Raw genomic sequence first — 18,551 nt, 5'->3', positions numbered from 1 at the left:
GCCATTGTGGCGCATGACATGACCCCCACCGTCAATCGTGCTGTAAGCGTTCTTTGATGACGACGGAGCCGTTTTCCAGGGTCTCGATCACGCCCTTGTCCTCCAGGTCCTTCATGACCCGGCTGACCATCTCGCGCGAGGCGCCGACCACCTTGGCCATGTCCTGGCGCGAGACCTTGCCGCGGATGATCTTCAGGCCCTTCTCGTCCTCGGCCATGTCCAGCAGGGTGCGGGCCACGCGGCCGTAGACATCCAGCAGGGCCAGCGACTCGATCTGGCGGTCCGCATTGCGCAGCCGCGCGACCAGGCCGCGCAGGATCGCGTAGGACAGGCTGCTGCTCTCGGGCAGGCAGCGCGAGAACTCGGTGCGGCCCAGCACCAGCATGTCGGTCTGCACCTCGGCGCGCACGGTGGCCGAATGGGGCTCGTTGTCGATCAGGCTCATCTCGCCGACATAGTCGCCCGGCTGCAGCACCGCGAGGATGACCTCGCGGCCGCGCGTGTCGGCGGTCAGCACGCGGGCGCGGCCGTTCAGCAGGATGAACAGGGCATTCGACTTGGTGCCCTGCTCGACGATCAGCTCGCCGCGCTTGAAGCGGCGCTTGACCACGCTGTCGGCGATCGACTGCGCCTGGTCGGTGGTCAACAGGGAGAACAAGGGCACCCTGCGGATCAGGTCCAGATTGGACAGCATGGCCATGAACTCACTCCTCGGATTGGCAACGTTTGGTTTGTGCTTGTTTCGCGGCGCCAGGCGCATGTGAGGCGCGCCTGCCTAGAATTGCGGCTATTGTGCCAACTAGATCACGTGACTCTATAGGGTCAAGGCCGTATAAGCACGGCCCGACGCCTCTTGTGTGTTGCGTACACAACCCCATATCCAGCCCATGAGCCAAAATCCCCAACACCATTCCCTGCTGATCCTGGGCTCCGGCCCGGCGGGCTACACGGCGGCCATCTACGCCGCGCGCGCCAACCTGAAGCCCACGCTGGTGACCGGCATGGCACAGGGCGGCCAGCTGATGACCACCACCGAGGTGGACAACTGGCCGGCCGACGTGATGGGGGTGCAGGGGCCTGAGCTGATGCAGCGCTTCCAGCAGCATGCCGAGCGCTTCAACACCCAGATCGTCTACGACCATATCAACGAAGTCGATCTCGCGAAGCGCCCGTTCACCCTGAAGGGCGACAGCGGCACCTACACCTGCGACGCGCTGATCATCGCCACCGGCGCCTCGGCCAAGTACCTGGGCCTGCCCTCGGAAGAGAGCTTCATGGGCCGCGGGGTCAGTGGTTGCGCGACCTGCGACGGCTTCTTCTACCGCGACCAGGAGGTCTGCGTGGTCGGCGGCGGCAACACCGCGGTCGAGGAGGCGCTGTACCTGTCCAACATCGCCAGCAAGGTGCATGTGATCCACCGCCGCGACAAGTTCCGCGCTGAACCGATCCTGGTCGACAAGATGATGGACAAGGTCAAGGCCGGCAAGATGGAGCTGCACCTGTTCAACACCCTGGACGAGGTGCTGGGCGACCAGAGTGGCGTCACCGGCGTGCGCATCAAGAGCACCAGCGACGGCGCCACGAAGGAGCTGAAGCTGCAGGGCTGCTTCATCGCGATCGGCCACCAGCCCAACACCGACATCTTCAAGGGCCAGCTGGAGATGAAGGACGGCTACATCATCACCAAGAGCGGCCTGAACGGCTTCGCGACGATGACCAGCGTGCCCGGCGTGTTCGCCGCTGGCGACGTGCAGGACCACGTCTACCGCCAGGCCATCACCTCGGCCGGCACCGGCTGCATGGCCGCGCTGGACGCCCAGCGCTTCCTGGAACAGGAAAACGGCTGATCCGGCCCAGCCTTGGCATGACCCGCATTTGCGGCTATACTCGCCGGCTTGCCTGCTGGATGGACCGCCCCGGGCGCCGTTGACGAGAGTTCGTTCACCGAGACAGCGCCAGGCTTAGCAGGCATAGAGCGGTCATGTGGTCGCTTCGCAGTGCGCGGAGCGGCTGGATAGAAGAGAAGTCAAACCGGAGAAGCGTCATGGCACGCGTCTGTCAAGTCACGGGCAAGAAGCCCATGGTGGGGAACAACGTCTCCCACGCCAACAACAAAACCAAGCGTCGGTTCCTGCCGAACCTGCAGTACCGCCGTTTCTGGCTGGAGAGCGAAAACCGCTGGATCCGCCTGCGCATCAGCAACGCCGCTCTGCGTTTGATCGACAAGGTCGGCATCGACCAAGTCGTTGCCGATCTGCGCGCCAAGGGCGAGCTGTAATCTCAACCGTCCACGAGTAATCAAGGAGCATCACCATGGCATCCAAAGGCGGACGCGAAAAGATCAAGCTGGAATCCACCGCAGGCACCGGCTTCTTCTACACCACGAACAAGAACAAGAAGACCACGCCCGAAAAGCTGGAATTCATGAAGTTCGACCCCAAGGCCCGCAAGCATGTCCTGTTCAAGGAAGTGAAGCTGAAGTAATTCGGCCTCAGGTCTTGCGACCCAAGAAAAAACCGCCAGTCTCCTGGCGGTTTTTTTTGGCTCTTTGCGCATTGCATGATGACGCGTCAGGCCGCGACAGCCAGAGCCAGGAACGGCGTGGGCTGGCGGTGAGTTTGGGCTGACCGGTCCAAGGCGCGGAACCAGCCCAGATAGCTGGCCAAGTACGAACTGGCCACGCCGTTGAAGCGGCGTACCCAGTTCTTGAACCTGGCGTGATACGCGTTGGCGTTCTGGATGTGCCAAGCGCCCTGCATCAGCTCACCTCTGGCGAGATTCGGCGCGTGGTGCTCGACGCCCAGATGCCTGGCGGCCGCTCCTAGCGAGCCACTGCAATCCGTGCACAGCACAACGTCCGGGGCTAGCACTGGCGCCAACGCGATGACGCCAGCGGAAGGCCGTGCTGGGCGCCACCGATAAGGTCTCGGCCGCCTGATGCACGCTCAAGCCCTGGCGCAGCACTTCGGCTTGGCGCTCCCATTTCCCCTTGTGCCACAACCGAGCCCGCGGCGTGTCGGCCAGTGCGTTAAAGGTCCTGTCGCAGTTGCGGCACTTGTAGCGCTGCAACCCGCTGGCGTGTCCATTGCCAACCACGCGCTCACTTTGGCAGTGCGGACAGACCAGCGGACGCGATTGCACCGTCTGCACGACCCGTGCGACCTCATCGGTGCCGCTCAAGGCCTTCATCAACTCCTGCCATTGCCCCGGCGTCAGCTTCAATGCCTCGGCCAGCATCCTATTGAGCTCTCGGCTGCGCATCCGTCGCTCCTGTCGCCCGACCTCCGGGGCCATGCGAGCCAACATCCGTTCTCTCAGGCTCACCATGTGAGCCATCACGAATCAATGCGCAAAAAGCCAAAAACAAAGGCCGGGAAACCCCGGCCTTGCGTTTGAAGCAGCTAGGGCGGACCGCTCAGCTCGAGGCCGCCGAGGCCGCGGGCACGGCGGGGGACGAGGCGGCCGGCTCGTGGTCGATGCCATGCTTCTCGCCGCTCATGTCGATGTCGCCGCCCTTGCTCAGCAGGAACAGCGCCAGCGCGGCGAAGACCGCGAAACCGACCAGAATCTTCCACATACCAGGGTCTCCTTGCTGCTTGTCGATGCATCGATCGACAGATAGATGATGGTTGCTCTGCGGCCGATTCTCAGCCGCCTTGCTGACGGCAGGCTGAGCGCCAGGCGGTGAAGAACTCGTCCGCTTCCGGCAGCGGGCCGCGCGCCTCGCACAACGCCGCCGCATAGCGGTTGGCCAGTTCCAATGTGGCCGGCAGCGCCCGCCCCTGCAGATGCGCGGCCAGCAGCATCGCGCTGAAGCCGTCGCCGGCGCCCACCGTGTCCACCAGCCGCGCCAGCGGCAGGCCGGGCCCCTCGGCCAGGCAGCGGCCCGCGGCGTCGTAGCAGGCATAGCCGGCCGCGCCGCGCGTCAGCACCAGACGCTGCAGCCCAAAGCGCGCCATCAGCGCCGGCACATCGGGCGCGAACCAGGCCAGCAGGCGCGCCAGCTCCTCCTCGTTGACCTTGAGCCAGTCGGCGTGGGCCAGGTTCCAGGCGGCCAGCTCGGGATCGTCGGCACCTTCGCGCAGATTCAGGTCCAGGTAGCGCAGGGTCTCGCCGCCGCGCGGGAAGTCGGCGATCAGCGCCCGCAGGCTGGCGCGCGAGACCGGCGCACGCTGAGCCAGGGTGCCGAAGCAGAGCGCGCGCGGCGCGGGCCGGCCCGCCAGCAGCGCGCGCACCGGCGCCAATTCCAGATGGTCCCAGGCCGCATCGGGCTCGATCACAAAGCGATGATCTGTGCCACCGGGCGACTCCAGCACCCGCACCCGCCCGCTCGCATGCTCGGCGTCGCACTGCAGCCCGGACTCGTCCATGCCAAAGCGGCGCAGGCTGGCCAGCAACAGCGCGCCCGCCGGGTCGGCGGCGCCGATGCGGCCGACAAACAGCGGCGCCAGGCCCAACGCCGCCAGCGAGCGCGCCAGGTTGAAGGGCGCGCCGCCGGCCACCGGGCCGCTGGCGAATTCGTCGACCAGGGCCTCGCCCAGCACCAGGATGTCCATCGTCGTCGCGGTAAAGAGAAAGAAAAAGGGCGGCCATGGCCGCCCTTTGGGATTGATGACACTCAGGCCATCTTAGTTGCCCCTCCCGATTCGCGTGGGTCTCGACGCATGCAGCGCCGATGAATCCCAGCGAGCGGCGCCGATCCGGCTTTGCCGAGCGGTCGGCGCTGCCCCCTTGAGGGGGCCGGCGAAGCCGGTAGGGGGTGGGCCGTCACTTAATCATTGGCGTAGATGTCCACGTCCTTGGTTTCCTTGACGAACATCATGCCGACCACGAAGGTGATCGCCGCGATCACGATCGGGTACCAGAGGCCGTTGTACATATTGCCGGTCTGGGCCACGATGGCGAAGGCGGTGGTCGGCAGCAGGCCGCCGAACCAGCCGTTACCGATGTGGTACGGCAGGCTCATCGAGGTGTAGCGGATGCGGGTCGGGAACATCTCGACCAGCATCGCGGCGATCGGGCCGTAGACCATGGTCACGTAGATCACCAGCACCACCAGGATCGCGATCACCAGCGGCTTGTTGATCTTGGCCGGGTCGGCCTTGGCCGGGTAGCCGGCGGCCTTCAGGGCCGCGCTGACTTCCTTCTTGAACTCGGCGTCCTTCTTCTTGGCTTCGTCCGCGGGCAGGCCCTTGGAGCTGTAGCCGTTGATGACGGTCTCGCCGATCTTGATCGTGGCGGGGGTACCGGCGGGGGCGACCACGTTCTCATAGCTCACCGAACCGGCGGCCAGCACCTGCTTGGCGATGTCGCAGGAGCTGGTGAACTTGACGGTGCCGGTCGGGTTGAACTGGAACGAGCATTCCTTCGGATCAGCCGTGACCACCACCTGGGCCTTGGCCTGCGCGGCGGCCAGATCGGGGTTGGCGGCCTGGGTCAGCGCCTTGAACAGCGGGAAGTAGGTCACGACGGCCAGCAGGCAGCCGGCCATGATGATGGGCTTGCGGCCGATCTTGTCGGACAGCGAACCGAAGATCACGAAGAACGGGGTGCCGATGATCAGCGAGATCGCGATCAGGATGTTGGCGGTGGCGCCGTCGACCTTCAGCGACTGGGTCAGGAAGAACAGCGCGTAGAACTGGCCGGTGTACCAGACCACGGCCTGGCCGGCGGTCAGGCCGATCAGGGCCAGGATCACGATCTTCAGGTTCTTCCACTGGCCGAAGGATTCGGACAGCGGCGCCTTCGAGGTCTTGCCCTCGGCCTTCATCTTCTGGAAGGCGGGCGACTCATTCATCGACAGGCGGATCCAGACGCTGATCGCCAGCAGCAGGATCGAGACCAGGAAGGGAATGCGCCAGCCCCAGTCGGCGAACGCCTCTTCGCCGATCCAGGTGCGGGTGCCCAGGATCACCATCAGCGACAGGAACAGGCCCAGGGTCGCGGTGGTCTGGATCCAGGAGGTGAAGGCGCCGCGCTTGCCATGCGGCGCATGTTCGGCCACATAGGTGGCCGCGCCGCCGTACTCACCGCCCAGGGCCAGGCCCTGCAGCAGGCGCAGGATGATCAGGATCACCGGTGCGGCCACGCCGATCGAGGCGTAGGTGGGCAGGATGCCGACGATGAAGGTCGACAGGCCCATGATCAGGATCGTCACCAGGAAGGTGTACTTGCGGCCGATCATGTCGCCCAGACGGCCGAACACCAGCGCGCCGAAGGGGCGCACGATGAAGCCCGCGGCGAAGGCCAGCAGCGCGAAGATGAAGGCCGAGCCCTGGTCCAGGCCGGCGAAAAACTGCTTGGCGATGATGGCCGCCAAGGAGCCGTACAGGTAGAAGTCGTACCACTCGAACACGGTGCCGAGCGAGGAGGCGAAGATGACCTTCTTCTCCTCGCCCGTCATCGGCGTGTTGGCGGTGGACACCGCGGATGCAGTCGCCATGGTGTTGTCTCCGTTGATGTTGTCCCAGAACCACCGCCCGGTGGTCCATGGGGCGCACTATCGGAGCCGCCTCTGACCCGTCTCTGACGCGAGACTGAATCGAGGCTGACAAAACCCGTTGCAACCCTAGGCCGCCATTTCTCGATGTGAGATGGCGGCGCGGCTGCGGGAAAGCCCCGAGGGGCTTTCCACGCCCTCGATGCTCAATGCTTGCGCACGACGCCGGGCCGCGGCGCGGCGGCGGCCTCCCAGGTGCCGCTGGCGAACCAGGGGTCGCCCTTCAGATAGGCCGCCAGCATCGGCAGCGCATCCAGGCCCCAGAACAGCCGGCCGTCCACCTCGATCGTCGGCACGCCAAACACGCCACGCTGGATCGCGGCCTCGGTGCTCTCGCGCAGGCGCTGCTTGATCGCCTCGCTGCCCGGATCCTGCGCCGGGGCCAGGTCTTGCGTCAGCGCGGCCAGGCGGGCCGGATCGTTGGCATCGGCGCCGGCGGCGCGCCAGACATGGTGGAACAGCTTCTCGACCACCAGCCGGTTCGGCGTGCCGGCCGGGCCGGAGCCGGCGGCCCAGGCCAGGCGCAGCAGCGGCAGCGGGTTGAAGGGATGCTGGGCCGGAATGTCCAGCGGGATGTTCAGCTGATGCGCCAGCCAGGCCACCTGGCGGAAGGTCCAATGGCGCTTGCTCTCGATCTCGGCCGGGCCCTTCTGGCCCAGCGCATGCAGCAGCGCGGCGAACAGCACCGGCCGGTACTCGACCTCGTAGCTGCAGCCCTCGAGCACCTCGGGCAGGCGCTCGAAGGCCAGCGCGGCGTAGGGGGAGACGGGGTCGAAGTAGAAGCTCAGTTTTTTCATGGCGGGGGCCTCAGGGCGATTGGATGGACTCGGCGGCGCTGAACACGCCCTGCTCCACCAGCAGCGCGCGGCGCTCCGGCAGGCGCGCCAGGATGGCCAGGCGGCTCGCGTCATCGGCGCGCGACCAGGCGGCGATCTCGTCGATGGTGCGGGCGCAGCCTTCGCACAGGCCGGTCAGCGCGTGCATGCGGCAGATGTTGATGCAGGGCGAGGCCACCTGGCTCAAGACCTGGCCCGGGAGCGGCGGCGGGCAGGTCACGCTCATGCGGACTCCTGCACCACGTCGATCACCGACGCTCCGGTCAGCGCGGCCAGCTGCTGCGGCGTCATCTTGAACACGCCGTTCGGATGGCCGGCGGCGGCCCAGATGATGTCGAAGCGGAACAGCTCGCGGTCGACGAACAGCAGCGGCGCCGGCGCGCCCTCGATGGGCGCGAAGCCCAGCGGCGAGACGCCGCCGATCGAGAAGCCGGTGCGCGCCTTCACATAGTCGGCATCGGCGCGCGACAGCGGGCCGGTGTGCTCCTTCAGCTTCTTCTCGTCGACGCGGCGGTCGCCCGAGGCGATCACCAGCACCGCCTGCTCGTCGGCCTTGCGGCGGAACACCACCGATTTGGCGATCTGGCCCAGGCTGACGCCTAAAGCGTCGGCCGCCTCCTGCGAGGTGCGCGCGGCGACCTCCAGCCACAGCGGCGGATGGTCGTGGCTCAGGGCGAGCAGCGCGGCGCTGACGCGTTGGAAACCGTCGGGGCGGGGGGTGGTGAGCTCGTCAGGGGCTTGCATGCCCCGATTGTCTCGCAGCCGGCGCGCGGCCGCCGCCGGTCAGCACCGAGCGTGCCTGCACCAGCGCCGCCAGGCGCTCGCGCAGATAGTCGGCCAGGCGCGGATGCTGGCCGAACACCACGTTGAAGCGCAGATGCTCGTCGGGCTCGCCGGCCGGCGGCGGCGCGGCGCGGAAGGTGGCGCCGCGCACCAGCAGGATCTTGTTGCGGTAGGCATCCTGGGCCAGCAGCGCCGCGTCGACGCCCTCCGGCACCCGGCCCCAGAGGAACAGCCCGCCCTCGCCCGGCTGGTCGAAGGCGATGCCGGCCTCGCCGAGCTGGCGCATCGTGACATTGCGCGCCGCCAGCAGCTTGCGCTGCAGCCGCTCCAGATGCTTGCGCCAGCGCCCCGCGGCCAGCAGCTCCAGCAGCACCAGCTCGTTGAGCGCCGCGGTCGTCAGCACGCTGAGGATCTTCTCGCGCAGCAGCACCTTCAGCAGCTCCGGCGCCGCCGCCACATAGCCCAGGCGCAGCGCCGGGCTCAATGCCTTGCAGAAGCTCGAGTAGTAGATCACCCGGTCCAGCCCGGACAGAGCCGCCAGCCGGGTGGCGTGGCCGGGATGGAAATGGCCCTGCACGTCGTCCTCGGCGATCAGGAAGCCATGCTGCTGCGCCAGCATCAGCACCTTGTGCAGATTGGCCGGGCTGCTGCCCCAGCCGGTCGGGTTGTGCAGCACGCTCTGGATGAACAGCAGGCGCGGCGGGCGCGGCGCGCGGCAGGCGGCCTCCAGCGCGGACAGGTCCAGCCCGTCGGCGCGGCGCGGGATCGCGACGATGTTCACCCCGGCCTGGCGCAGCCGGCCGAACATCAGGAAATAGCCCGGGTCCTCGACCAGCACCGTGTCGCCCGGCTGCAGGAAGCCGCGGCAGATCAGGTCGATCGCGTGGCTGCCGCCATAGGTGGTCAGCACCCGCCCGGCATCGGCCGCAATGCCCTGCGAGCGCAGCAGCATCGCGATGCGTTCGCGCAGCTCCGGCAGGCCCTGCGGCGGGCAGCGCGAGGCCATGCCGGCGGTGCTGCGCGCCAGCGCGCGCTGCACCGTCACCGCCGGCACCGCGTCCTCCAGCCAGGCCCCGGGCAGCGCGCCGCTGCTGGCCAGCAGCACGCCGGCGCGCTGGTCGTTGGCCTGCTGGGCCAGCCAGACCGGCTCCTGCTCCTCGGCCGCCTCCAGGAAGCCGTCGTCGTCGGCCGCCAGGCGGCGCGTCTCGCAGACGAAGAAGCCGGCCGTGCCATGCGAGTCGATCAGCCCGGCCGCCACCAGGCGGTCGTAGGCGGTGATCACGGTCTGCGGGCTGACCGACAGCTGCTGGGCCTGCTGGCGGATCGAGCTCAGGCGCGCGCCGGGGGGCAACTGGCCGGACTGGATCAGCTCGCGCAGCCGGGCCTCGACCTGGTCGGCGAGCGGGATGGGGGATTGGCGGTCGATCGAGAACATCAGGCCCCGAGCCTACCGCAGCAGCGACAGCGCCAGCAGCGCCAGGGTCGCGGCCATCAGCCCGTTGAAGATGCGGCGGCGCCGCGCATTGCTCAGAAAGCCGCGGATCGCGACGCCGAACAGCGCCCACATCGAGTTGCAGGGAAAGCCGATCACCCAGCCGACCAGGCCCACCAGCAGCGCACCCTGCAGTGGCGCCATGCCGACCGGCATGAAGACCGAGGCCAGGGTGATCGCCTTGATCCAGCTCTTCGGATTCACCGCCTGGAAGGCCAGCGCCTGCCAGAAACTCAGGCGCCGCGCCGGTGCGCCATCGGCGCTGCGGCTGCCGGACAGCTGCCAGGCCAGCAGCAGCAGGTAGGTGACGCCGGCGATGCGCAGCAGCTGATGCGCCAGCGGATAGGCCTGGAACAGGCTGGCCAGCCCCAGGCAGGCCAGGAAGGTCTGGGCGAACACGCCGGCATTGATGCCCAGGATCGGCGCCAGCGCGGCGCGGTAGCCGAAGTTCGCCCCCAGGCTGGTCAGCATCACATTGTTCGGCCCCGGCGTGCTGGACATCAGCAGGCAGTAGCTCATCAGGGGCAGCAGCTCGTTCATGGGCATCAAGCGTAGGCCGCCGCGGCAGCGCCGGCCAGCCACAGCCGGGGCGGCCGTGCGTGACGCTGTACCGCTCGCGGCAGCGGTACAGCCGGCCCCGAGAGGCAGCTCAGGTCGGCCGCAGCGCCGCCAGCACCTGGTGCGTGATCGACTCGCGCGCCGCCTCGAAGTCGCCCTCCTCCAGCGCCGGCTTGCCCAGCAGGATCGCGAACTGCGGGCCCAGGTCGGCATAGGCCTGGGTGCTGGCCCAGAGGCTGAACATCAGGTGGCGGAAGTCCAGCCGGGCGATGCGCTTCTCGCGCGCCCAGCGCTCGAAGGTCTTGACGTCGGCATTCAGCGCCGGCAGCACCAGGGCCTCGATCGCGTCGCGAAAGCGCGGCGCGCCGGCCATCACCTCGCGCGCGAACACCTGCGAGCCGGCCGGCCGCTCGCGCGAGAAGCGCAGCTTGGCGGCGATGTACTCACGCATCGCGGCCTCGGGGTCGGTGCCCGAGACGATGCCGGCCATGCGCGCCAGCCACTCGGCCAGCACCTCCTCCAGCACGGTGCGGTACAGCGCCTCCTTGCTGGGGTAGTAGTACAGCAGGTTGTGCCGGCTGATGCCGACCGCCGCGGCGATGTTCTCCAGCGATGCGCCCTCGAAGCCGTACTGCGCAAACTGGCGTTCCGCTTCGGCGCAGATGGCGGACTCCTTCTTCAGCCGCGCCGCACGCGGTTGGGGCGCGGCCGGGGCGGAAGGCGCCGCCCTGGTGCGGCGTGCGAGGGATTCACTCGGTTCGGACATGGCGGGATTATCTCGAGCCGCTTCTGAGTCCCGATCTCAGCACAGGCGCGCAAACTTGAACCGAGGGAATTTACCGACTGGTGATTTTTTACCAATGCGTAAATTATTCACAGCACCGCATACCCAGCGAACCGGAGCCCTTGATGGACACCAACACGCCAGGCATTGCCGCCGGCCGCCTCTCGGCCGCGGATTACGCGCTCAACTTCGGCGACGCCCATCCGCCGCTGAACCGCACCCAGGCCCTGATCGAGGCCGAGCGCTGCTACTACTGCTTCGATGCCCCCTGCCAGACGGCCTGCCCCACCGGCATCGACATCCCGAGCTTCATCCAGCGCATCGCGCAGGACAACCTCCGCGGCGCGGCCCAGGCCATCCTGGAGGCGAATCCGCTGGGCGGCATCTGCGCGCGGGTCTGCCCGACCGAGGTGCTGTGCGAGCAGGGCTGCGTGCGGAGCACCAACGAGAGCAAGCCGGTCGAGATCGGCCTGTTGCAGCGCTACGCGACCGACGCTTTTTTCTCCGCCAAACCCGAGGCCAAGCCCCTGTTCACCCGCGCCGCGCCGAGCGGCAAGAAGGTCGCCGTGGTCGGCGCCGGCCCGGCCGGGCTGGCCGCGGCGCACGGGCTGGCGCGACGCGGGCATGAGGTGACCCTCATCGAGGCGCGCGACAAGCTCGGCGGCCTGAACGAGTACGGCCTGGCCAGCTACAAGACCACCGGCGGCTTCGCGCAGCGCGAGGTCGACTGGCTGCTGGCCATCGGCGGCATCACGCCGCGCACCGGCCTGCGCCTGGGCCGCGACATCACGCTGGCGCAGCTGACGGCCGAGTTTGATGCGGTGTTCCTGGGCCTGGGCCTGGCCGGCGTCAATGCGCTGGGCATCGCGGAGCCGCCATGCGAGGGCGTACGCGCGGCGGTGGACTTCATCGCCGAGCTGCGCCAGTCCGATCCGGCCGCGGTGCCGGTGGGGCGCCGGGTCGTCGTGATCGGCGGCGGCATGACCGCGGTGGATGCCGCGGTGCAGAGCCGCAAGCTCGGGGCGCGCGAGGTCACGATGGTGTATCGCCGCGGCGTCGAGGCCCTCTCCGCCTCGCCCTACGAGCAGGACTGGGCGCAAAGGAATGGCGTGACCCTGCGCACCTGGGCCGCGCCCAGGCAGATCCTGGCCGAGGGCGGCCGGGTCACCGGTGTCGAGTTCGCCGTCACCGCCGAGCAGGACGGCCGGCTGGTCGAGACCGGCGAGCGCTTCGTGATCGAAGCCGACCTGGTGCTAAAGGCGATCGGCCAGAGCTTCGTCGCGCGGGAGGTGCCGGAGATCGAGCTGAAGAACGGCCGCATCGCCACCGATGCCGCGGGCCGCAGCAGCCATGCCAAGGTCTGGGCCGGCGGCGACTGTCGCTTCGGCGGGCGTGACCTGACGGTCGAGGCCGTCGAGCATGGCAAGCAGGCCGCCATTTCCATCGATGCCTTCCTGAGCAGGAGCTGAGCCATGGCCGACATCAGCAGCAACTTCCTCGGCATCAAGAGCCCGAACCCCTTCTGGCTGGCCTCCGCGCCGCCGACCGACAAGGAGATCAATGTCGTGCGCGCCTTCGAGGCGGGCTGGGGCGGCGTGGTCTGGAAGACCCTGGGCGAGGACCCGCCGGTCGTCAATGTGTCAGGCCCACGCTACAGCACCCTGATGAGCCAGGACCGGCGCGTGATCGGTCTGAACAACATCGAGCTGATCACCGACCGGCCGCTGAGCACCAATCTGGAGGAGATCGCCCGCGTCAAGCGCGCCTGGCCGGACCGCGCGATGGTGGTTTCGCTGATGGTGCCCTGCACCGAGGCCAGCTGGAAGCACATCCTGCCCCAGGTCGAGGACACCGGGGCCGACGCCGTCGAGCTGAACTTCGGCTGCCCGCATGGCATGAGCGAGCGCGGCATGGGCTCGGCGGTGGGCCAGGTACCCGAGTACATCCAGATGGTGACGGCCTGGTGCAAACAGTACTCGAGGCTGCCGGTGATCGTGAAGCTGACGCCCAACATCACCGATGTGCGGCAGCCGGCGCGCGCGGCCAAGGCCGGCGGCGCGGACGCGGTCTCGCTGATCAACACCATCAACTCGGTGATGGGCGTGGACCTGGACCGCATGGTGATGCACCCCAGCACCGACGGCTGGGGCTCGCATGGCGGCTACTGCGGCCCGGCGGTGAAGCCGATCGCACAGAACATGGTGGCCGAGATCGCGCGCGACGCCGAGACCGCGGGGCTGCCGATCTCCGGCATCGGCGGCATCACGACCTGGCGCGATGCGGCCGAGTACATCGCGCTGGGCTGCGGCACGGTGCAGGTCTGCACCGCGGCCATGGTCTACGGCTTCAAGATCGTGCAGGAGATGTGCAGCGGCCTCGCCAACTACATGGACGAGAAGGGCTACGCCAGCATCGACGCGATGCGCGGCCTGGCGGTGCCGACGGTGAAGAACTGGAACCAGCTGAACCTGAACTATGTGGAGAAGGCGGTCATCCACCAGGACAGCTGCATCCAGTGCGGGCGCTGCCACATCGTCTGCGAGGACACCTCGCACCAGGCCATCCTCGCAAGCAAGGATGGCAAACGCCATTTCGAGGTCAACGAGGCCGAATGCGTGGGCTGCAATCTCTGCGTCTCGATCTGCCCGGTGCCGGACACGATCACGATGCGGCGCGTGATGCCCGGCGAGATCGACCTGCGCACCGGGCGGCCGGTCAGCGGCGAATACGCCAACTGGACCACCCATGCCAACAACCCGATGCGGGTGGCCGGCGCCTGAACCCGCGGCCGGGTTTCCCGCATGGCGGGGCCCGCTCACCGGCACAAAGATTGCTCGTTTCCTGTTGTTGATTGGATGACCCCGATCCGGATGACCTCAACTCAAGGAGAAGCCGAATGAGCCTCAGCGCGAGCGCCAAGCCCGGTGCCCAGCCCGCCGCCCCTCACAACCCGCTGGCCAACGCGGACCTGCTGCCCACCACCGCCGCCCAACGCCACTGGAGCTGGAAGGACTACGCGGCGCTGTGGGTGGGCATGGTGGTCTGCGTGCCGACCTACACCATGGCCAGCTCGATGCTGGACCAGGGCTTCTCCTGGCAGATGGCGGTCTGGCTGGTGTTCCTGGCCAATGTGATCGTGCTGGCGCCGATGCTCTTGATCGGCAAGGTCGGCCCCAAGCATGGCATTCCCTTCCCGGTGCTGGCGCGCGCCTCCTTCGGCGTCAAGGGCGCCAACCTGCCGGCGGTGCTGCGCGGCCTGGTCGCCTGCGGCTGGTTCTCGATCAACTGCTATTTCGGCGCGCTGGCCCTGCATGGTTTCCTCAACGTGCTGGGCATGAGCCTGGCCGGCCCGGCCGAGGGCGAGACCATCAGCCAGTCGCAGTTCCTGTGCTTCCTGGCCTTCTGGGCCCTGCACATCTGGTTCATCTGGCGCGGGCTGGAGTCGATCCGGCTGCTGGAGGTGATCGCCGCGCCGCTGATGATCGCGGCCTCGCTGCTGCTGGTCGTCGTGCTGATGATCCAGGTGCCGGCCGGCCAGCTGTTCAACCTGCCGGCCAAGGTGGTCGAAGGCGGGCCCAAGACCTGGGCCGCGCTGACCGGCCTGGTCGGCTTCTGGGCCACGCTGGCGCTGAACATCCCCGACTTCACCCGCTTCGCCAAGAGCCAGAAGGACCAGGTGCTGGGCCAGGCCATCGGCCTGCCGATCCCGATGGCGCTGTTCTCGATGGTGGGCATCATCGGTTTCTCGGCCTCGGCGATCCTCTATGGCAAGGCGCAACTGTTTCCCGATGGCCTGCTGACCCAGATGGGCCCGGTCGCCGCCGGCCTGGGCCTGCTGGTGATCCTGCTGGCCAATCTGACCACCAATGTCGCGGCCAACCTGGTCTCGCCCTCCTACGACTTCAGCCAATGCGCGCCCAGCAAGATCAGTTTCCGCACGGGCGGCCTCATCGCCGCGCTGCTGGGCCTGCTCTTCATGCCCTGGAAGCTGCTCGCCACCTCGGGCGCCTATCTGTTCACCTGGCTCGGTGGCTACGGCACTCTGCTGGGCGCGATCGCCGGCATCCTGCTGGTCGACTACTACCTGGTGCGCAAGACCGAGCTGAAGCTGGACGATCTGTACCGCCGCGGCGGCGCCTACGAGTACAGCGGCGGCTGGAACCTGCAGGCCGTGATCGCCTTCGCGCTGGGCGTGCTGCCCTGCCTGCCGGGCTATCTGGCGGTGTCCGGCGTGATCGCGAAGGAAGGCGTGCCGCCGCTGCTGCTGAACCTGTACGACTTCGGCTGGTTCTTCAGCCTGGCCGTGGCCGGCCTGTACTACTACCTGACCGCGCCCAAGCAGCGCTAGGAGACCCGCACCATGAGCAGCAGCCCTGCCCTCCTGATCCGCGGCGGCACCGTCGTCAATGCCGACCGCGAGTTCGCCGCCGATGTGCTGTGCCTCGGCGGCAAGATCGCCGCCGTCGGCGCGCGGGCGCAAGACCTGGCCCCCGCCGGCTGCCAGACCCTGGACGCCTCCGGCCAGTACCTGCTGCCAGGCGGCATCGACCCGCACACCCATATGCAGCTGCCCTTCATGGGCACGGTGACGATGGACGACTTCTTCACCGGCACGGCGGCGGGCCTGGCCGGTGGCACCACCTCGATCATCGACTTCGTGATCCCGAACCCGCAGCAGCCGCTGATGGAGGCCTACCGGACCTGGCGCGGCTGGGCCGAGAAATCGGCCGCGGACTACGGCTTCCATGTCGCGGTCACCTGGTGGGGCGAGTCGGTGCATGCCGACATGGGCCGCCTCGTGAAGGAGGAAGGCATCAACAGCTTCAAGCACTTCATGGCCTACAAGAACGCCATCATGTGCGACGACGAGACCCTGGTGAACAGCTTCAAGCGCGCACTCGAATTGGGCGCGATGCCCACCGTGCATGCCGAGAACGGCGAGCTGGTCTACCTGCTGCAGCAGGAGGTGTCCAAGATGGGCATCACCGGGCCGGAGGGGCATCCGCTGTCGCGCCCGCCGATGGTCGAGGGCGAGGCCGCGAACCGCGCGATCGCGATCGCCGATGTGCTGGGCGTGCCGATCTACATCGTCCACGTGTCATGCATCGAGGCGGCCGAGGCGATCGCCCGCGCCCGCGCGCGCGGCCAGCGGGTCTATGGCGAGGTGCTGGCCGGCCATCTGCTGATCGACGACAGCGTCTACCGCCACCCCGATTTCGCCAGCGCCGCGGCCCATGTGATGAGCCCGCCCTTCCGCCCCAAGATCCACCAGGAATTCCTCTGGCGCGGCCTGCAGAGCGGCCAGCTGCACACCACCGCGACCGACCATTGCACCTTCTGCGCCCAGCAGAAGGCCGCCGGCGTCGAGAACTTCGCGAAGATCCCGAACGGCTGTGGCGGCATCGAGGAGCGCATGGCGGTGATCTGGGACGCCGGCGTCAACAGCGGCCGCCTGACGCCTGCTGAGTTCGTCGCGATCACCTCGAGCAACACCGCCAAGTTGTTCAACCTCTACCCGCAGAAGGGCTCGATCAGCGAGGGCGCCGATGCCGACCTGGTGCTGTGGGACCCGCAGGGCTCGAAGACGATCTCGGCCAGGACCCAGCACAGCAAGGGCGACTTCAATATCTTCGAGGGCCGCACCGTGCGCGGCATTCCCAGCCACACGATCAGCCAGGGCGTGATCGCCTACGCGAATGGCGATCTGCGCGCCGAGCCGGGCCGCGGCCGCTACCTGAAGCGCCCCGCCTTCGGCCCGAATTTCGCCGCCGCGCAGGCACGCGCGCAAGACCTGGCCCCGACCGCCGTGGCCCGCTAAGGAGCAGTACATCATGGACATGAAGACCAAGTCCGAGATCGACAAGCTGCGCGTCAATGGCGGGCGCCTGTGGGCCTCGCTGATGGAGCTGGCGCAGATCGGCGCCACCGAGAAGGGCGGCGTCTGCCGCCTGGCCCTGACCAGCCTGGACCAGCAGGGCCGCGACCTCGTCACGCGCTGGGCGCGCGAGGCCGGCCTGACGGTCACGGTGGACAAGATCGGCAATGCCTTCATGCGCCGCCCCGGCCGCAACAACGCCCTCCCCCCGGTGATGACCGGCAGCCATATCGACACCCAGCCGACCGGCGGTAAGTTCGACGGCAACTACGGCGTGCTGGCCGGGCTGGAGGTGGTGCGCACGCTCAACGACCACGGCATCGAGACCGAGGCGCCGATCGAGGTGGCTTTCTGGACCAACGAGGAAGGCTCGCGCTTCGTGCCGGTGATGATGGGCTCGGGCGTGTTCGCCAAGGCCTTCACCCTGGAGCATGCCTATGCGGCGAAAGACACCGAGGGCAAGTCGGTACGGGAGGAGCTGGAGCGCATCGGCTACATCGGCCCCGAGGAACCGGGCGAGCACCCGATCGGCAGCTATTTCGAGACCCATATCGAGCAGGGTCCGGTGCTGGAGGACCATGACAAAACCATCGGCGTGGTGACCGGCGTGCTGGGCATCCGCTGGTACGACTGCACCGTCACCGGCATGGAGGCCCATGCCGGCCCGACGCCGATGGCGCTGCGCAAGGACGCGCTGCAGGTCGCGAGCACGCTGATGCAGGAAGTGGTCGCCTGTGCGCACCGCCACCCGCCGCATGGTCGCGGCACGGTGGGCATGGTGCAGGTACACCCGAACAGCCGCAACGTGATCCCGGGCCGGGTCAAGTTCAGCATCGACCTGCGCAATGCCAGCGACGCGCTGTGCGACGCGATGGACGCCGACATCCGCGGCGTCGCGGCCAGGCTGTCGGAGCAGACCGGCCTGGCCATCGAGATCCAGCCGGTCAGCGCCTATCCGGCCCAGCCCTTCCACCCGGACTGCGTGGCGGCCGTCGCCAAGTCGGCCGAGGCGCTGGGCTACTCGAACATGCCGGCCGTCTCGGGCGCCGGCCACGACGCCGTCTACATGGCCCGGCTGGCGCCGGCCGGGATGATCTTCATCCCCTGCAAGGACGGCATCAGCCACAACGAGATCGAGGATGCCAAGCCCGAGCACATCACCGCGGGCTGCAATGTGCTGCTGCACGCAATGCTGGAACGAGCCGGCCTGGCCTAGCCGGCGTCAGTCGTGGCGGTGGCCGTGCCGGTTGCCGCGGTCGTGATCGCGGTCATGGCCCTTGCCGTGACCCTTGCCATGGCCGCGGTGGTCACGGTCGTCGTCACCGCGCCGGCCGTCGCGACGCTCGTCCCAGTCGCGGCGGTCGCCATGGTCACGGCGGTACTGCGGCACATAGACATCGCGGTACCAGTTGTCGCGCACGAAGTAGACCGGGCGGCCGCAGGCGTTGTAGCGCCCGCAATGCTTGCCCCAGTGTTTCTCGTGGCCGGGCGGCACGCGCAGATAGATCGGCTCGTACACCACCCGCGGCTGGCGCTGGATGTAGACCGGCTCCGCGTAGATCAGCTGCGGGCGCGGCATATTGCCGATATCGATGCGGCCATAGAAGCCGGGTTGCCCCACGCTGACGGAAACGCCTACGTCGGTGGCTTGCGCGGCCAGGGCGCAAAGCGCCAGGCCCGTGGCTAGAACTAGGTGTTTCTTCATGACTCAAGACTCCTGTCGG

General features: G+C 68.0%; 19 protein-coding genes and 1 pseudogene. 8 read left to right on the top strand and 12 right to left on the bottom strand.

The annotated features are described in order from the left end of the window. Positions 1–31: 31 nt before the first annotated feature. Positions 32–700, bottom strand: coding sequence for a Crp/Fnr family transcriptional regulator (locus G8A07_RS11150; RefSeq protein WP_195797063.1), 669 nt, complete (start codon positions 698–700; stop codon positions 32–34). Between the two features lie 187 nt (positions 701–887). On the opposite strand from G8A07_RS11150, the gene trxB reads away from it, so the two are divergent. From trxB to rpmG, 3 genes are all read left to right on the top strand, one after another. Continuing rightward, entirely contained in the window at positions 888–1,847 is a 960-nt protein-coding gene (gene trxB, locus G8A07_RS11145; RefSeq protein WP_195797062.1) for a thioredoxin-disulfide reductase, read from the top strand. A gap of 197 nt (positions 1,848–2,044) precedes the next feature. Then, positions 2,045–2,278, top strand: a complete 234-nt coding sequence (gene rpmB, locus G8A07_RS11140) for a 50S ribosomal protein L28 (protein WP_133602947.1) — start codon at positions 2,045–2,047, stop codon at positions 2,276–2,278. A 35-nt stretch (positions 2,279–2,313) separates the two neighbouring features. After that, on the top strand, positions 2,314–2,484 hold the full coding sequence (gene rpmG / locus G8A07_RS11135) for a 50S ribosomal protein L33 (RefSeq protein ID WP_195797061.1): 171 nt from the start codon (positions 2,314–2,316) through the stop codon (positions 2,482–2,484). An 86-nt stretch (positions 2,485–2,570) separates the two neighbouring features. On the opposite strand, the pseudogene G8A07_RS11130 reads toward rpmG, so the two are convergent. The 10 genes and pseudogenes from G8A07_RS11130 to G8A07_RS11085 all read right to left on the bottom strand — a co-directional run bounded on the left by G8A07_RS11130 (position 2,571) and on the right by G8A07_RS11085 (position 10,934). Then, positions 2,571–3,261, bottom strand: a pseudogene (locus G8A07_RS11130) (IS1595 family transposase). Positions 3,262–3,415: 154 nt separating this feature from the next. After that, positions 3,416–3,577, bottom strand: coding sequence for a hypothetical protein (locus G8A07_RS11125; RefSeq protein WP_195797060.1), 162 nt, complete (start codon positions 3,575–3,577; stop codon positions 3,416–3,418). 70 nt (positions 3,578–3,647) lie between these two features. Then, positions 3,648–4,556, bottom strand: a complete 909-nt coding sequence (locus G8A07_RS11120; protein WP_195797059.1) for a PfkB family carbohydrate kinase — start codon at positions 4,554–4,556, stop codon at positions 3,648–3,650. 215 nt (positions 4,557–4,771) lie between these two features. Further along, the gene (locus G8A07_RS11115) at positions 4,772–6,442 is read right to left on the bottom strand and encodes an MFS transporter (protein WP_249937301.1); all 1,671 of its coding nucleotides are present in this window, start codon (positions 6,440–6,442) and stop codon (positions 4,772–4,774) included. Between the two features lie 203 nt (positions 6,443–6,645). After that, positions 6,646–7,296, bottom strand: a complete 651-nt coding sequence (locus tag G8A07_RS11110; RefSeq protein ID WP_195797058.1) for a 2-hydroxychromene-2-carboxylate isomerase — start codon at positions 7,294–7,296, stop codon at positions 6,646–6,648. Positions 7,297–7,306: 10 nt separating this feature from the next. Then, positions 7,307–7,561, bottom strand: a complete 255-nt coding sequence (locus G8A07_RS11105; protein WP_195797057.1) for a DUF1289 domain-containing protein — start codon at positions 7,559–7,561, stop codon at positions 7,307–7,309. Next, complete coding sequence (locus G8A07_RS11100) at positions 7,558–8,079, bottom strand: YbaK/EbsC family protein (RefSeq protein WP_195797056.1); 522 nt, start codon at positions 8,077–8,079, stop codon at positions 7,558–7,560. Before G8A07_RS11100 ends, G8A07_RS11105 begins: the two co-directional genes overlap by 4 nt. Continuing rightward, a complete protein-coding gene (locus tag G8A07_RS11095) occupies positions 8,066–9,553 on the bottom strand; it encodes a PLP-dependent aminotransferase family protein (RefSeq protein ID WP_195797055.1) in 1,488 nt (495 codons plus the stop codon). The genes G8A07_RS11100 and G8A07_RS11095 overlap by 14 nt, the downstream gene beginning before the upstream one ends. Positions 9,554–9,565: 12 nt before the next feature. After that, a complete protein-coding gene (locus G8A07_RS11090; protein WP_195797054.1) occupies positions 9,566–10,150 on the bottom strand; it encodes a LysE family translocator in 585 nt (194 codons plus the stop codon). Between the two features lie 109 nt (positions 10,151–10,259). After that, positions 10,260–10,934, bottom strand: coding sequence for a TetR family transcriptional regulator C-terminal domain-containing protein (locus tag G8A07_RS11085; RefSeq protein WP_195797053.1), 675 nt, complete (start codon positions 10,932–10,934; stop codon positions 10,260–10,262). 143 nt (positions 10,935–11,077) lie between these two features. Here G8A07_RS11085 and G8A07_RS11080 point away from each other — a divergent pair, with 143 nt between their 5' ends. From G8A07_RS11080 to G8A07_RS11060, 5 genes are all read left to right on the top strand, one after another. Next, positions 11,078–12,421, top strand: coding sequence for an NAD(P)-dependent oxidoreductase (locus G8A07_RS11080; RefSeq protein ID WP_195797052.1), 1,344 nt, complete (start codon positions 11,078–11,080; stop codon positions 12,419–12,421). A 3-nt stretch (positions 12,422–12,424) separates the two neighbouring features. Continuing rightward, on the top strand, positions 12,425–13,732 hold the full coding sequence (gene preA, locus G8A07_RS11075) for an NAD-dependent dihydropyrimidine dehydrogenase subunit PreA (RefSeq protein WP_195797051.1): 1,308 nt from the start codon (positions 12,425–12,427) through the stop codon (positions 13,730–13,732). Between the two features lie 116 nt (positions 13,733–13,848). After that, complete coding sequence (locus G8A07_RS11070) at positions 13,849–15,300, top strand: NCS1 family nucleobase:cation symporter-1 (RefSeq protein ID WP_195797050.1); 1,452 nt, start codon at positions 13,849–13,851, stop codon at positions 15,298–15,300. A gap of 12 nt (positions 15,301–15,312) precedes the next feature. Next, positions 15,313–16,770 (top strand): dihydropyrimidinase, encoded by a 1,458-nt coding sequence (hydA, locus tag G8A07_RS11065; protein ID WP_195797049.1) that lies wholly within the window; start codon positions 15,313–15,315, stop codon positions 16,768–16,770. Positions 16,771–16,783: 13 nt separating this feature from the next. Further along, a complete protein-coding gene (locus tag G8A07_RS11060) occupies positions 16,784–18,043 on the top strand; it encodes a Zn-dependent hydrolase (protein ID WP_195797048.1) in 1,260 nt (419 codons plus the stop codon). A gap of 6 nt (positions 18,044–18,049) precedes the next feature. Here G8A07_RS11060 and G8A07_RS11055 read toward each other — a convergent pair whose 3' ends face one another. Beyond that, positions 18,050–18,532, bottom strand: a complete 483-nt coding sequence (locus tag G8A07_RS11055; protein ID WP_195797047.1) for a hypothetical protein — start codon at positions 18,530–18,532, stop codon at positions 18,050–18,052. Positions 18,533–18,551 lie beyond the last annotated feature (19 nt).

Source organism: Roseateles sp. DAIF2, from assembly GCF_015624425.1.
In the GTDB taxonomy this organism is placed as follows: Bacteria; Pseudomonadota; Gammaproteobacteria; order Burkholderiales; family Burkholderiaceae_C; genus Kinneretia.
Note: the sequence above shows the minus strand (reverse complement) of the source record. Positions and strands in the feature narration are given on the sequence as shown.